The organism is Arthrobacter sp. P1_B11 (genome assembly GCF_056406715.1).
In genome coordinates this window covers 92,873-105,839 of record NZ_JBFTZQ010000021.1, presented here as the reverse complement: position 1 = coordinate 105,839, position 12,967 = coordinate 92,873, and the positions used below count along the sequence as shown (strand labels likewise).

Below are 12,967 nucleotides of genomic sequence, written 5' to 3'. Positions count from 1 at the left end.
GAGTAGAGTGCCTACAAGGTTTCAACAGGGCCTGTGCCCAGGCGTACAGTCGGGGCGCGGCAGGAAGCAGGGGGACATGCCCGACGCCGGTTCTGACCCGATCGACTTCCGCGAGATTGATGTACACGGAAATCCGACCCATTTCGGTCGTGCGAATCCCGGCCGCGAATCCCCGCCCGGACCTGGGACCCACAGCCCCGGGGCCAACGGCCCTGGCGCCCGCGAATGGAGTTCGGCCGAGGCCTCCGGGGCAGGGTTCACCCCGCGGGGAGGCCGCTTCCCGGTCAACCCGTTCATCGCGGTCCTGTGGGTCCTTGTTGCAGGTCTGATCCTGGCCGCCTTCGGAGCGTTCAACGTCGCTCAGGAATCCCTCAACGCGCCAACGTCAGTCGAGTCCCCGCAGATGGGCTATATGTGGATGAGCTTCGCACCCTTCCTGCTGTTCGCCGGAGTCCTCGGCCTGCTGGGGCTCCTGTTCTGGCACGCCACCCAGTGGGGCAGCAACCGCGAAAAGCAGCCCCCGCCGTCGTAATCCACCCGGATCCACCAGACGGGGTGGTGCGGTGCCCGCGTTCAGCCGCAGCCGCGTAAGCTATCCGGCCGGCACCTCAGTACCGGCGAGCCCTCCGGAATGGCCGGCGAGCCCTCCGGAGCTGTGATCATCGGAGTCCGCCGCCTCACGCGCGGTGGCTGCCGGCCGCCGCATCTGGAGTTCGTCCGCGACCTGGATGTACCACGCGTAGGCACCGAAAGCGGGGCTGGGGGTGTCCAAATGCCGGTACAGGGCATCGGCCAGTTCTGCGAGCGCGGATTCGGGCATCGCCGCCACTGTCGCCGCCGGATCGACGGTTTCGTCGAGGTATCGGGCAAGGTCCTTCTCATTCATCTGGCACTCCCCGCTTCAACCAGCCCGGCAAGTTTTCCGTTCACGGCGGGCAGGTGGCCAACCGCCCCGGTCAGCGGCGGCAGCGCGCCAGGTACCAGCTCGGTGTCGGCGTCCCCGGAATGAATGGGGCAGACCGGGATGTCGTCGGGTTCGAGGATGGTCAGTTGGAACATGTCTGCGTCTTCAAGGGCGGCAGCGGCAGCATTTCCTAGTTCAGGATGCACGTCCGCATGTTCGCTGTTGTCATGCGGTTCCGGCAGTGCGGCGTTCTGCAGGTAGGACAGTACTGACGGCTCAAGGTGCGAAGACCCGCGGAAGTCCAGGGTGATGCATGGGCCGGTACCCAGCCTCTGGGCGCGGAGCAGGAGGTGAAGCAGCACGGGGAAGTTCGTCTGGGTCAGGCAGCCACCAATTTCGAGGGTGACACGTCCGGGATCGAGATCCACGCGGACCAGGACACGCAGTTTGTGATTCAAAGAATTCTCCAAGGGAAAGTCCGTAAGCCAACTGCATAGCCCAGACTTAATCGTACGGAACTGTCGCGGGCGTCACAAGTCGCGGCACCGGGCACGAACGTCGGGCACGAACGCTTGGCGCCAACGCCCGGGGCACGCACGCCAGCTTAAGGCCGGTGGACCGTCCCGAGGTGTTCTGCCGTATCCGGCGGAGTTCTCACGTACCGAGGAGCTTGGGGGCGGCCTCCTCCGGCCAGTCGATGCACTGCGTGTAAATCTCATGCTTGCGGAGGTAGTGCGCCGTGAACGGGCAGTGCGGAATGATGCGTTTTCCCGCGGCTACGACGTCGTCCAGCGCAAAGTGCACCAGCACGTTGGCCAGGCCCTGGCCCTTAAACTCTTCGGCCGTCTCCGTGTGAATGAAGTCGACGTGGCCGGGTTTGTCCATGATCCTGATGTTGACCGCCAGTTTCCCGCCGACGTGCAGCTCGTAGCGGTGGAGCGCATCGTTCCGGAAGGTCGTGACATCCGGGGTGAATTGGTCCTCGGTGGATACCGTGTTCTCCGTCATGGTTCGACATTGGCACTTAATGACTGTGCTGGCAATGGCTCCTCCGCGCGGACCGGCACCCGGCCCAGCAGCAGGACAGCGAGCGTGAAGCAGGCGGCGCCCCCGCCCAGCAGGGTGAGCGTCAGCCCGTTGAACGCGGCGTCAGCCACGGGGATAAAGACGACGACGGCGGCGGTCACCACCGCGGCAGAAGGCCGCCCGCGCGAGTGCGCCGCCGTCGGCCGTTCCTCCAGCCGGCCGAACAATGCGACGGCGGGCAATAGCAGGGCAACAACGCCAAGCAGCACCAGCGGCCTCGACCACCACCACTCGGCGGTTCCGGACACGGGCTTGGGGAAGTCGGTGAGCAGGAGCAAGCCGGTCATGGCGGCGAGCAAGGGCAGGTGCCAGAGGTAGACGGTCATCGCACGGCGGCCGACCAATGCCACCACTGTCCGAACCCACCGCATGGAAGCGAGCCGGCCCAGCACGGGCCCGGAAAGCTGCAGCGTGGCGGCCTGCGAAACGCCGAGCAGCAGCAGGCACAAGTTGGGAGGATTCAGGTTCACCAGCATGTTGTTCCGGTACAGACCCAGACCCGTAACGACGAGGAGCAGCAGATTGCTGGCGGCGATCAGCCCGACCAGCCAGGAAATCCTGCGCCTGGCGAGATAACCGTCGGCCACAAAAAAGCCGAGCTGCTGCACGGCGCACCACAGGAAAATCATGTTGACATAGGCGAGCAGCGGCATGGCGCCGCGGAGACAGTCGATCGCCACAATTAGGGACGCCAGGCCGCAAAGTGTCAGCCAAGGTGCGCGCCGATGGAGCCGGGCCAGGAGCGGGATGTTCAGTTGCGCCGCCAGATAGGCTGCGAGGAACCACAGCGGCATGCCGGCCCCGCTGGCCATGAGTTCCACCACCTGGGGCGCAACGCCAAGGAGCAGGGCACCCCACAAACCGAGGAACATCACGGCCAGCAGCGCCGCCGCCGGCCGGATGAGCCGCAGCAGCCGCGTCTGGGCGAACTCATAGCCGTTGCCGCCGCGGGCCTGCGTGCGCCGCCATGACTGCAGCCCGGTGATGCCGCCGGCCACAAAGAAGAGCGGCATCACCATGAAGATCCAGATAACGGGTTCGAACCAGTCCTGTTCCGCGAGGGTGTTGACTGTGGTGACCGTGCCGTCGGGGTGCAGCACCGGGCTGGTCATCATGCAGTGTCCCACCACCACAAGGGTGAGGCATGCGAACCGCGCCAAGTCGATGGCCTGGTCGCGCTCCGGCGCGGCTGTACCGGCAACGGACCCCGGCCGACGCAGTGATTCCTCCATGGCGCCCCTTACAAACGCGGAACTGGCGAATGTCTTGGTACCGTCCATTCTCCGCCCGGTCCAAGGCGGTTGCCAGCAGGGTCAGGCTTGGCTGGACATCTGGCGCAGCTCGGCCTTCCTGATCTTGCCGCTCGCGGTCCTGGGCATTTCGCTGACGAACATCACCGACTTGGGGATCTTGTACCGGGCGAGCCGGCCGTCCAGATACTCGCGGAGCTGCTGTTCGCTCAGGTCCGCGCCCTCGCGAAGCAGGATCACCGCGCGGGGCACCTCTCCCCATTTCTCGTCGGGCACACCGATGACAGCTACGCTTCCGACGGCCTCAAGTTCGATGATGGCCTGCTCCACTTCCGCCGGGTAGATGTTCTCACCGCCAGAGATGATCATGTCCTTGAGCCGGTCAGAGACAAAGACAAAACCGTCCGGATCCCTGTACCCCATGTCGCCGGATTTGAACCACCCGCCGTCGGCGTAGGAGGCTGCCGATTCTTCGGGACGGTTCCAGTATTCATGGATGACGTTCGGTCCCTTGATCTGGATTTCCCCGACTGTTCCGGCCGGAGAGGGATCCCCGAGCGGGTCCGCAATCCGGATGTCGGTGAAGAAATGCGGCAGGCCTGAGGAGCCAGCCTTGTCCCGGGACCGGGACACCGGGAGGGTCGTGGCCCCCGGCGCCGTTTCAGTCATGCCATAGCCGTTGGAGAACCTGAGTCCCCGCGCTTCGTAGGCCTCCAGCACGCGAAGGGGTACCGCGGAACCGCCGCAGGTGAGCTTGTTCAGCGAGCTGATGTCCGCCGTCGCCCAGTCCGGATGCTCGCAGAGCAGCTGGTACGTGGTGGGAACGCCGCTGATGGTGCTGACCCTGTGCTGTCCGATGAGCTGCAGGACCCGTTGGGGATCAAATTTGGCTTCCAGGATTACTGTCCCGCCTTTGAGAAGGGTGGGAAGCACACCCATGTCCAGGGATGCCACGTGGAACATCGGTGAAATCATCAGGGCCACGTCGGCGGATGAGAAGTCAAAGTCCACAATGACGTTGATGCAGTTCCACGTGATGTTGCCGTGGGTGAGCAGGGCACCCTTGGGACGACCCGTAGTGCCGGAGGTGTAGAGGATCATGGCACCGTCATCCAGGCCGACGGCCTCATCAAGGGGCTGCGCCGCACCGGAAGCCACGACGTCGCGGTACTCCTCCCGCGCCGGCTGCCCGGCAGCCCGGCTCTTCCCGCCGGAAGTGGTTTGGTCGGTGGCCGGTGCGGAATCACCGGGACGGCCGGCGGCGGTTGGGCCGCCCCCAGTTGAGCCGTCCCCGGAGTCGTCGACGGCGATGAGCCTGCCCACCGCCGTCCCGGCGGCGCCGCGGGCGGCGAGGTCGCTGAGGCTTTCGGCGTAAATCAGGACCCCGGCTGCGCAGTCCTGAAGCTGATACTGGATTTCCGGAGGCGCCAGCCGGGTGTTGAGCGGAACAAAGATGGCACCCAAAAGGCCACAGGCGAAGAGCGTTTCCAGGAAAGCTGGATGGTTCTCGCCGAGGTAACCAACCCTGTCCCCCTGGGCCACGCCCCGGTCCCGCAGGGCGTTCGCGAGCCGGTCGGCTCGTTCGGCCAACTGCTCGTAGCTGAGTTCATGGTCCCCGGAAATGAGGGCGGTCTTGGTGCCGGACTTCGGGCTGCGCCGTCGCAGCCACGAACCGATGCCTGAATTCTCCATCGTTGGTCCTTTCTTATCTCAAGGTAGTCCTGCGGAGGCGGGTCAGAGCTTCACGGTCTGCAGATCGTTGTTCTTCGGTTCTTTGGTGAGCAGGATGAAGACGATGGAAACAACCGACATGATGGCGAGGTACCAAACCACCGAAGCCGTGTTTTGGCCCGAGTCCTTGAAAATCTGCGCCACGATGCCCGGCGTGAACCCTGCGCCCAGGAGCGTGGCGAGCTGGTAGCCCAGCGACGCACCGGTGTAGCGGGACGTGGTGCCGAACTGTTCGGAGACAAACGCAGCGAGCGGGCCGAACAGCGTGGAGTGGATCATGAGGCCCACGGTGAAGGCAACGAAGATCAGCGCGATGTTGTTGGAGGACAGCAGCTGGAACATCGGCACCAGGTAAAGGATAAAGAGCACCAGCCCGCCGATCATGACAGGCCGCCGCCCCAGTTTGTCCGAGAGCCGTCCGCCCATCACAACGAACGCGATGGAGATGAGTGAGGCCGCCGCGTAGGCATACAGCACGCCCTGCCTGTCGGCGCCCTTGGAAACCGCGAACGTGACGGCGAACGTGGCCAGGACTACCTGCAGCGCGAAACCGGCTGCGCCCGCGAGCATGGTGAAGATCAGGGTCTTGGGCTTGCGGATGACCTGGAGCAGCGGAATCCCCTGCTTGGCCGCGGCCGTTGCGTGTTTCCCCTGTTCAAGCCGTTCCTGTTCAAGGGCCGCCTTGAAGATGGGGCTCTCGGACACCTTGAGCCGGACGAACATGCCCACGCCGAGCAGCACGAAAGACAGCAGGAACGGCACTCGCCAGCCCCAGGCAAGGAACTGGTCGTTGGGCAGCGAGGAGAAAGCACCCATGATGAACGTGCCGAGGACGGCACCGGTCGGAGCGCCGGCATTGACGAAGGAAGCGGCAAAGCCGCGTTTGCCCGATTCGGAATGCTCCAAGGCCATCAGGGCAGCGCCGCCCCATTCGCCGCCTACCGCGATGCCCTGGAAGACGCGCAGGATTACGAGCATTACGGCGCCCCACGGGCCAGCCACGGAGGCGCCTGGAACCAGCCCGATCAGCGTGGAGGCCAGGCCCATGACCAGCATGGAGATGATCAGCATGCCCTTTCGGCCCATTTTGTCCCCGAAGTGGCCGAAAATGATGCCGCCCAGCGGTCGAGCCACGTAGCCGGCAGCGAACGTTCCGTACGCCGCCACCACACCCACCCAGTCGTCCATGCCGGAGAAGAAGACCTTGGGAAAGACCACGGCCGCAGCTGTGGCGTAGAGGAGAAAGTCGTAGTACTCGATGGTGCTGCCCAGGTAGCTGGAGGCAATGACGGTGCGCGCCTCTTTGCGCCGGCTGGCAGTGTCCATGGCCTGAAGCTGCGATATTTGGGACATCGTTGTTCCTTAAAGCAGAGGGGTGGGTGGAAGGGGGTGGAGGCGGCGCTTCGTCCTTGACGCGGGCTGCCTCCAGAAGCGGGACTGCTCGTAGCAGCGGGCTACTTGTGGAAGCGGCCTACTTGTAGAAGCGGGCGAGGAACTCAGCTACGACGGCGGGGCGTTCCTGGCCTTCGATTTCGATGGTGTTGGATACCTTGATCTGGGCGCCGCCCTTGACCTCGCTTACCTCGGCGATGGTGGCCTGCATGCGGATCCGCGAACCGACCTTCACCGGTGAGGTGAAGCGGACCTTGTCCAGGCCATAGTTGACCTTCGTGGTGACGCCGTCGACGTCGAACAGCTCTCCCCAGAACGGGATAATGAGCGAAAGCGTGAGGAAACCGTGCGCGATCGGGGCGCCGAACGGGCCGTCTTTGGCTCGTTCGGCGTCCATGTGGATCCACTGGTCGTCACCGGTGGCATCGGCGAATTTGTTGATCTGTTCCTGGGTGATTTCGCGGTATTCGGTCACGCCGAGGTCGGTTCCGGCGAGGGTGAGCAGTTTGTCGAAGTCGACGACGAGATTGGGCATTTGTGCCTCCTGTGGCGGTTTTTGGGATTGCGGAAGTACGACGGCGGCACGGCGCTGCCGTTGTGGAGTTCAGTTGTCGTCCGGTTCAGTACGTTCAGTTCGTACGGCTTAGCGGGTGAAGGCGCTTTCGCCTGTGAGGGCGCGGCCAACGATCAGGGCGTTGATTTCGTGGGTGCCTTCGTAGGAGTAGACGGCTTCGGCGTCGGCATGGAACCGTGCGACGTCAGAGGCCAGGGTGATGCCGTTGCCACCAACCACTTCGCGGGCTAGGGCCACGGTTTCCCGCATCAGCAGGGACGTCTGCATCTTGGCCAGGGCGGAGTCCTGGTCGCGGTAGATGCCCCGCGCCTGCTGTTCGGTCAGCCGGACCACCAGGGACAGAGAGGACGTGACGTTGCCGAGCATCCGGGCCAGCTTTTCCTGGACCAGCTGGAAGGATCCCAGCGGCCGGCCGAACTGCCGGCGCTCCGTGACATACCGCAAAGCAGCCTCGAAGGCACCGGCCTGGATGCCGGCGGCGATCCAGGCGACGTCCGAACGCATGGCCCGGAGCATCGCGGCCACATCCCTGAAGGAGTTCACGCTGTGCAGCCGCATGGATTCCGGCACGCGGACGCCCTCAAGGGTGATGTGGGCGTTCTGCATCATCCGCAATGCCGTCTTGCCGTGGATTTTCTCCAGCGTCACGCCATTGGCTTCACGGTCAACCAGGAAGGCCTTGACCTGCCCGTCGGCCACGTCGCGGGCGAACACCGCAAGGACGTCCGCCGTCGCGGCGCCTCCGATCCAGCGCTTGGCGCCGTCCAGGACCCAGGAATCCCCCTCGCGCCGGGCCGTTGTTAAAAGCCCGCCTGCAATGTCGGAGCCGGACTCCGGTTCGGTCAGCGAGAAGACGCCCTTGAGCGAGAAGTCGATGACTTTCGGCATCCATTCAGCCTGCTGCTCCGCCGAGGCCCCCACGCGGACGGCTGTGCGGAACAGTCCGGCTTGCGCGGTGTACCAAGTGGCCAGCGACGCGTCCGTGCGGGCCAGCTCGAAGATCCGGAAGCCGTGGTAGATGCCCCGGGCGGGGCTGCGGTCCGGGCCGGCGCCTGTGAGTTCCGCTGGTTCCATGAGGTCCAGGTCAGCCAGCGGCTGTGCGAGCTGCTGCGGGAATTCCCCGCGCTCCCAGTACTCCGCCAGGAGCGGCCGGGCTTTCTCATCGAGGAAGCTCCGCAGGCGTCCCAGCACGCGGCGCTCGTCGTCGCTGAGGAGGGACTCGGCGTCGTAATAGTCGCAGACACCGTAGAGGCGTTCCTCCACCACGGCCCTATGCCCCGGGGCCAGGCCGGTATCCAGGCTCATCTCAGGCTCCCAATCCGAGCAGGCGCACTGCATTGTGCTTGAGGATTTTGGGCCGGACCTCGTCCTTCAGGGGCAGGTCCGCGAAGGCACCGAGCCATTTTTGCGGCGTGATGAGCGGGAAGTCAGTGCCGAACAGGACCTTGTCCTGCAGCACCGAATTGGACATGCGCACCAGCGACTCCGGGAAGTACTTCGGTGACCATCCGGACAGGTCGATAAACACGTTGGCTTTGTGCGTGGCGATCGAATTGGCCTCGTCCTGCCACGGCACGGACGGGTGAGCCATGATGATCTGCAGTTCCGGGAAGTCCGCTGCCACGGCATCCAGCAGGAGCGGGTTGGAATACGCCAGCTTGATGCCGTAACCGCCGGGCAGCCCGGCGCCCATGCCGTTTTGTCCGGTGTGGAAGATGGCCGGCAGGCCCAGTTCCTGGAGAGCCTCCCACAGGGGGTAAAACTGTTCATTGGAGGGGTCGAAGCCCTGCAGGCTGGGATGGAATTTGAAGCCGCGGGCGCCCAGGTCGATGGCCTGGCGCTTGGCGCCCTGGATGGCCTCGGCGCCTGTGCGGGGATCGACACTGCCGAACGGGATGAGGACGTCGTTGTTCCGGGCGGCCCCGGCGATGAGGTCCTCGATGCTGTTGGGCTCGTGCTTGAGCTGGGTGCTGGCGTCCACGGTGAACACGACGGCGGCCATGTTCAGCTCCCGGTACACCTCGGCGATGCGGTCCAGCGACGGGCTGCGGTCCTCGGACTTGAAGTACTTCGCGGAGGCCTCGGTCAGGGCCGGCGGCAGCGATTCGTGGCCGTGGCCGTCCACTTCGAGGTGGACGTGCATGTCGATCGCGTCCAGCTTGGCCGCGTCAATGCCGAGCTCGTAGCGGTTTGCAGCCACGGCTAGCCGACCTTCGCAGCCGCTGCCGCCGGCTGTGTGTCGGGCTTCAGGCCTTCGGGCAGCGGCAGGAATTCCTCGCCCACGCTCTGCAGCTTGTCCCCAAAGAGCGAGCTGAAGTTCTCCACGAGGTCCTGGTATCCCCAGCCGCCCTCACGGTACTCAGTTGCCGCGGCTTCCGGGTGCGTCCACACCTGCAGGCGGTCGCCGCCGGCGCCGATCGCCTGGCCGGTGATGCCCGCCGCCTCATCGGAGGCGAGGAACGCGACCAGTCCGGAGACGTCGTCGGCCGTTCCGAAGCCGAGCTCGCGGCGGAAGAACGCCGGCATGGACTCGCTGCGCTCGTCCGCTTCCACTGCTTTCTGGAAGTACGGGACTGTCTTGGTCATGGCAGTGGCAGCCACCGGGATGACGGCGTTGGCGGTCACGCCCGCCTTCTTCATTTCCAGCGCCCAGGTGCGGACCATGCCCACGATGCCCGCCTTGGCTGCGGCGTAGTTGGTCTGGCCGAAGTTGCCGCGCTGCCCCGTGGGCGAACCGATCGTGATGATCCGGCCCGCGATGCCGTTCTCCTTGAAGTAACCGAACGCTTCCCGGACGCAGGTGAAGGTGCCGCGCAGGTGGACGTTGATGACAAGGTCGAAATCCTCATCTGTCATCTTCAGCAGGGACTTGTCCCGCAGGATTCCGGCGTTGGTGACCAGGATGTCCAGCCGGCCGAAAGCGTCGACGGCTGTCTGCACCAGCAGTTTGGCGGCCTCCGTGCTGCCCACGGGAGCGACGGCGGCCACTGCGCGGCCGCGGTCGGCCTCGATGGTCCTGACGGCTTCGCCGGCGACGTCCCCGTCGACGTCGTTAATGACGACGGCGGCACCCTGGCGGGCGAGTTCCCTCGCATAGGCGAGGCCCAGTCCGCGGCCGCTTCCCGTGACGATTGCTACTTTTCCTGACAGGCTCATCGCTGCTCCCTTGCTAGCTGACCGTGCATCCTGCCGTCCGGCATGCGATGCTGTTCTGTATCCATGAAAATATGGATAGTTGAAAAAGTCAACGATTTATTTTGAGAACTATCGGAGGTGGGCATGAGCATCGAGACACAGGGCGGGCAGCAGACAGAGCCGGCAGACAAGCTCGTCGCGGCGTCCATCATTCAGGACCTGGGCTTCCTGCTCGCCAAGCTGCACGCGGCGGGGTCGGTGCTGAACAACCGGGCGCTGGCGGAGTTCGACCTCAAGGAGCGCTCGTACTCCGTGCTGATCCTTGCCAACAGCGGCCTCGAGCCCACGCAGCGTGAACTGGCCGACTTCCTCAGCCTTGACCCGAGCCAAATCGTGGCGCTTGTGGACGAGCTGGAAAAGCGCCGACTTGTGGTGCGGGCCCCCGGCAAGCAGGACCGCCGGGCTAAGACGGTCACCGCCACAGCGGCGGGGAGCCGGCTGCAGGCGCAGGCCGCCGAGGCCGCCGGCCGGGCGGAGTCCGAAGCGCTGTCTGGGCTGGCAGATGACGAAGCCGCACAGCTCAAGGCACTGCTGCGCAAGGCGCTGTGGGGCGGCGGCGCCTGAGCGGCGCTGAGCCGCCACGAAGCTAGCCGGCCAGCACCGCCAGGACGCCAACCACGACGGCGAGCAACGGCGCAGTGCCCTGCGTCGCGGCGGCGCGGAGGTACTTCCTGCCGCTCAAGGCCAGGACGGCGGAGGCGAGGAACATCGAACCGCAGCTGCTGAAGATGAGCGTCCAGCCCACGCGAGGCTGGCCGAACAGCACTGCCGCGATCCCGGCGAAGGCGCCGAGTGCGAGGAACAGGTTATAGAAGCCCTGGTTGTACGCGAGTGGTTTCGTGGTCTCGGCATCGGCCTGCGATGCGACCCCGAAACGCTTCCACGTGGCCGGCCGGGCCCAGGTGAGCGACTCCATCGTGAAGATATAGACGTGCAGGAGTGCCGCGACGAGTGCAAAGACGAGGGAGGCCGGGATCATGGCTCGATCCTAGCCTCCCCTCCCCCTGCGCTTCGAGGCGTCAACTCAAACGTATTTCAGCGGCTCAACATGGCCAGGGCCGACGTCGCGAAGTCCTTGGCGGAGTCGTTCCAGCGGGCCAGGAGGCCCTGGAGGTTCTCGCCGTCTGCCCGGTGCGCAGCAGTTTGTGTCTCCAGCGTTTCAAGAACGCCGGTCCGGAGCTCGGTGTTGAAGTTCACCTTGCCCACGTTCATGGCCGGGGCCTTGGCCAGTTCCCCGGCCGGAATTCCGGATGCTCCGTGGAGCACCAGAGGGATGCGCGTTCGCACGGCGATGTCCTGCAGGACATCCCAGCGCAGTTCGGGCTTGCCTTTGTACTTTCCATGGACGTTGCCCACCGCCACGGCGAGCAGCTGGGCGCCGGTCCGGGCCACAAAGTCCTCCACCTGTGCGGAGTCGGTGAGGCCGGCCACCTCGCTGCCGGACGCATCTGCGTCCGAATCGGCGCCGAACGCCCGGTCCTCATCACCGGCGAGTCCCCCCAGCTCCGCTTCGATCACGACGTCGGCGTTCCCCTGTGCGTCCAGGGCTGCCCGCACTTCGCGAACCAGCGCGATGTTCTCCTCGTACGGCAGGGACGAGCCATCCACGAGGACGGAATCCGCCCCGGCCACAACCGCCGCAACGATGACCTGGCGATCTGAGGCATGGTCCAACTGCACGGCGACAGGCACCGACGCGGCGTCGGCCAGGCCCCGGAGCGCTGAGATGAGCCTCAGTCCGTTCGCGGTGGCTGCAGTCTTGGGCGCCACGAGCAGAATGACGCCGCGGCCCGTCTCCTCGGCTGCGCCGACTACCGCCATCGCGGTGGTGAAGTCGTAGCACGTGAAGGCGGGTACAGCCGCGCCCTGCTGGAGAGCAGAGCTTACAAGCTCGTCGAGCCTCGCGCGCATCAGAGTGCGGCGGTGCGCTTGGTGGGAGCCACAACCTTGATGACCGCGGAATCATCGGCAGCAGCGAGGCCGTGCGCCTGGCCCAGCAGGTAGAGCTGTTCGGCGGCGGCGGCAACCGGGGTGGCGAGGCCAGCCGCACGGGTTGCCTTGCCGACGATGCCCATGTCCTTGACGAAGATGTCCAGACGGCTGAGCACCTCGGCGCCATCCTCGCTGTAGGCCTCCAGGATGCGCGGGCCGCGGTTGGAAAGCATGAAGGAACCGGCGGCGCCGGCTTCGAGGGCGGCGAGGGTCTTCGCCTGGTCCAGGCCCAGGGCGTCGGCCAGCGCCATCGCCTCGGCGGCGGCTGCGATGTGGATTCCGCAGAGGAGCTGGTTGACGGTCTTCAGGGCCTGGCCGTCGCCGGGCTTGTCGCCCACAACGGTCAGGGTGGAGGCGAGCAGTTCCAGGACGGGACGAGCCGACTCGAGCGCGGCGGGCTCGGCGCCGACGACGATCAGCAGGTCCCCTTCACCGGCCCGCTTGGGACCGCCGGACAGCGGTGCGTCGATAAGCGCCACACCGTATGCCGCCAAGCGGCTGACGGTGGCCGGGATCGCTTCGGTACCGACGGTGCTGGTCAGGATGACGACGGCGCCCTTCTTAAGCACGGACGCTACGCCGTTCTCACCGAACAGGACGTCGTTGAGCTGCTCGCTGTTGCGGACGGCCAGCAGCAGGGCGTCAGTGTCCTCGGCGGCCTCGCGCGCCGAGGCAAAGGTGCGCACGCCGGACTCCTCGGCCAGGCGCAGGCGGGGTTCGGCGATGTCGAACCCGTGGACGGTGAGCTGGCTGGCGAGGCGGGTGGCCATCGGCAGGCCCATGGCGCCGAGGCCGAGGACGGTGACTTTGTAGGTCGAGGTCATGGTGTTCTCCATTGAATTG

General features: G+C 65.6%; 15 protein-coding genes. 2 read left to right on the top strand and 13 right to left on the bottom strand.

Going from position 1 to position 12,967, the window contains the following annotated elements:
- Positions 1-76: 76 nt before the first annotated feature.
- Positions 77-532, top strand: coding sequence for a hypothetical protein (locus AC1D14_RS16230; protein ID WP_230120077.1), 456 nt, complete (start codon positions 77-79; stop codon positions 530-532).
- Between the two features lie 60 nt (positions 533-592).
- Here AC1D14_RS16230 and AC1D14_RS16225 read toward each other — a convergent pair whose 3' ends face one another.
- The 10 genes from AC1D14_RS16225 to AC1D14_RS16180 all read right to left on the bottom strand — a co-directional run bounded on the left by AC1D14_RS16225 (position 593) and on the right by AC1D14_RS16180 (position 10,093).
- The gene (locus AC1D14_RS16225; RefSeq protein ID WP_230120078.1) at positions 593-886 is read right to left on the bottom strand and encodes a hypothetical protein; all 294 of its coding nucleotides are present in this window, start codon (positions 884-886) and stop codon (positions 593-595) included.
- Positions 883-1,362, bottom strand: coding sequence for a hypothetical protein (locus tag AC1D14_RS16220; protein ID WP_230120079.1), 480 nt, complete (start codon positions 1,360-1,362; stop codon positions 883-885). The genes AC1D14_RS16225 and AC1D14_RS16220 overlap by 4 nt, the downstream gene beginning before the upstream one ends.
- A gap of 196 nt (positions 1,363-1,558) precedes the next feature.
- Entirely contained in the window at positions 1,559-1,912 is a 354-nt protein-coding gene (locus AC1D14_RS16215) for a GNAT family N-acetyltransferase (protein ID WP_476876420.1), read from the bottom strand.
- Positions 1,909-3,222, bottom strand: a complete 1,314-nt coding sequence (locus AC1D14_RS16210; RefSeq protein WP_476881653.1) for an acyltransferase family protein — start codon at positions 3,220-3,222, stop codon at positions 1,909-1,911. The genes AC1D14_RS16215 and AC1D14_RS16210 overlap by 4 nt, the downstream gene beginning before the upstream one ends.
- A gap of 81 nt (positions 3,223-3,303) precedes the next feature.
- Positions 3,304-4,932, bottom strand: coding sequence for an acyl-CoA synthetase (locus AC1D14_RS16205; RefSeq protein WP_476968771.1), 1,629 nt, complete (start codon positions 4,930-4,932; stop codon positions 3,304-3,306).
- 42 nt (positions 4,933-4,974) lie between these two features.
- The gene (locus AC1D14_RS16200) at positions 4,975-6,324 is read right to left on the bottom strand and encodes an MFS transporter (RefSeq protein WP_230120083.1); all 1,350 of its coding nucleotides are present in this window, start codon (positions 6,322-6,324) and stop codon (positions 4,975-4,977) included.
- 118 nt (positions 6,325-6,442) lie between these two features.
- On the bottom strand, positions 6,443-6,898 hold the full coding sequence (locus AC1D14_RS16195) for a MaoC family dehydratase (protein WP_476968770.1): 456 nt from the start codon (positions 6,896-6,898) through the stop codon (positions 6,443-6,445).
- A gap of 108 nt (positions 6,899-7,006) precedes the next feature.
- Positions 7,007-8,242, bottom strand: coding sequence for an acyl-CoA dehydrogenase family protein (locus tag AC1D14_RS16190; RefSeq protein WP_476968769.1), 1,236 nt, complete (start codon positions 8,240-8,242; stop codon positions 7,007-7,009).
- Position 8,243: 1 nt separating this feature from the next.
- A complete protein-coding gene (locus tag AC1D14_RS16185; RefSeq protein WP_230121292.1) occupies positions 8,244-9,080 on the bottom strand; it encodes an amidohydrolase family protein in 837 nt (278 codons plus the stop codon).
- Between the two features lie 59 nt (positions 9,081-9,139).
- Positions 9,140-10,093: an SDR family NAD(P)-dependent oxidoreductase gene (locus AC1D14_RS16180; RefSeq protein WP_476968768.1), complete on the bottom strand. Its 954-nt coding sequence runs from the start codon at positions 10,091-10,093 to the stop codon at positions 9,140-9,142.
- 123 nt (positions 10,094-10,216) lie between these two features.
- Between AC1D14_RS16180 and AC1D14_RS16175 the strand changes: the two genes are divergently transcribed.
- Positions 10,217-10,696 (top strand): MarR family winged helix-turn-helix transcriptional regulator, encoded by a 480-nt coding sequence (locus AC1D14_RS16175; protein WP_476968767.1) that lies wholly within the window; start codon positions 10,217-10,219, stop codon positions 10,694-10,696.
- 22 nt (positions 10,697-10,718) lie between these two features.
- On the opposite strand, the gene AC1D14_RS16170 is transcribed toward AC1D14_RS16175, so the two are convergent.
- Genes AC1D14_RS16170 through AC1D14_RS16160 form a run of 3 tightly spaced genes read right to left on the bottom strand, consistent with a single transcriptional unit; the run spans position 10,719 to position 12,948 of the window.
- Positions 10,719-11,111, bottom strand: a complete 393-nt coding sequence (locus tag AC1D14_RS16170; RefSeq protein WP_230121287.1) for a DUF1304 domain-containing protein — start codon at positions 11,109-11,111, stop codon at positions 10,719-10,721.
- Between the two features lie 56 nt (positions 11,112-11,167).
- On the bottom strand, positions 11,168-12,043 hold the full coding sequence (locus AC1D14_RS16165; RefSeq protein WP_230121286.1) for a class II fructose-bisphosphate aldolase: 876 nt from the start codon (positions 12,041-12,043) through the stop codon (positions 11,168-11,170).
- A complete protein-coding gene (locus AC1D14_RS16160) occupies positions 12,043-12,948 on the bottom strand; it encodes an NAD(P)-dependent oxidoreductase (RefSeq protein ID WP_230121285.1) in 906 nt (301 codons plus the stop codon). The genes AC1D14_RS16165 and AC1D14_RS16160 overlap by 1 nt, the downstream gene beginning before the upstream one ends.
- Positions 12,949-12,967 lie beyond the last annotated feature (19 nt).

Bases quoted from the DNA above. Each gene is read 5' to 3' on its own strand.
- AC1D14_RS16225 (WP_230120078.1), bottom strand. From the start codon at position 886: ATGAATGAGAAGGACCTTGCCCGATACCTCGACGAAACCGTCGATCCG.
- AC1D14_RS16210 (WP_476881653.1), bottom strand. From the start codon at position 3,222: ATGGAGGAATCACTGCGTCGGCCGGGGTCCGTTGCCGGTACAGCCGCG.
- AC1D14_RS16205 (WP_476968771.1), bottom strand. From the start codon at position 4,932: ATGGAGAATTCAGGCATCGGTTCGTGGCTGCGACGGCGCAGCCCGAAG.
- AC1D14_RS16185 (WP_230121292.1), bottom strand. From the start codon at position 9,080: ATGCACGTCCACCTCGAAGTGGACGGCCACGGCCACGAATCGCTGCCG.
- AC1D14_RS16175 (WP_476968767.1), top strand. From the start codon at position 10,217: ATGAGCATCGAGACACAGGGCGGGCAGCAGACAGAGCCGGCAGACAAG.
- AC1D14_RS16170 (WP_230121287.1), bottom strand. From the start codon at position 11,111: ATGATCCCGGCCTCCCTCGTCTTTGCACTCGTCGCGGCACTCCTGCAC.
- AC1D14_RS16165 (WP_230121286.1), bottom strand. From the start codon at position 12,043: ATGCGCGCGAGGCTCGACGAGCTTGTAAGCTCTGCTCTCCAGCAGGGC.
- AC1D14_RS16190 (WP_476968769.1), bottom strand. From the start codon at position 8,242: ATGAGCCTGGATACCGGCCTGGCCCCGGGGCATAGGGCCGTGGTGGAG.
- AC1D14_RS16195 (WP_476968770.1), bottom strand. From the start codon at position 6,898: ATGCCCAATCTCGTCGTCGACTTCGACAAACTGCTCACCCTCGCCGGA.
- AC1D14_RS16215 (WP_476876420.1), bottom strand. From the start codon at position 1,912: ATGACGGAGAACACGGTATCCACCGAGGACCAATTCACCCCGGATGTC.
- AC1D14_RS16160 (WP_230121285.1), bottom strand. From the start codon at position 12,948: ATGACCTCGACCTACAAAGTCACCGTCCTCGGCCTCGGCGCCATGGGC.
- AC1D14_RS16180 (WP_476968768.1), bottom strand. From the start codon at position 10,093: ATGAGCCTGTCAGGAAAAGTAGCAATCGTCACGGGAAGCGGCCGCGGA.
- AC1D14_RS16200 (WP_230120083.1), bottom strand. From the start codon at position 6,324: ATGTCCCAAATATCGCAGCTTCAGGCCATGGACACTGCCAGCCGGCGC.
- AC1D14_RS16230 (WP_230120077.1), top strand. From the start codon at position 77: ATGCCCGACGCCGGTTCTGACCCGATCGACTTCCGCGAGATTGATGTA.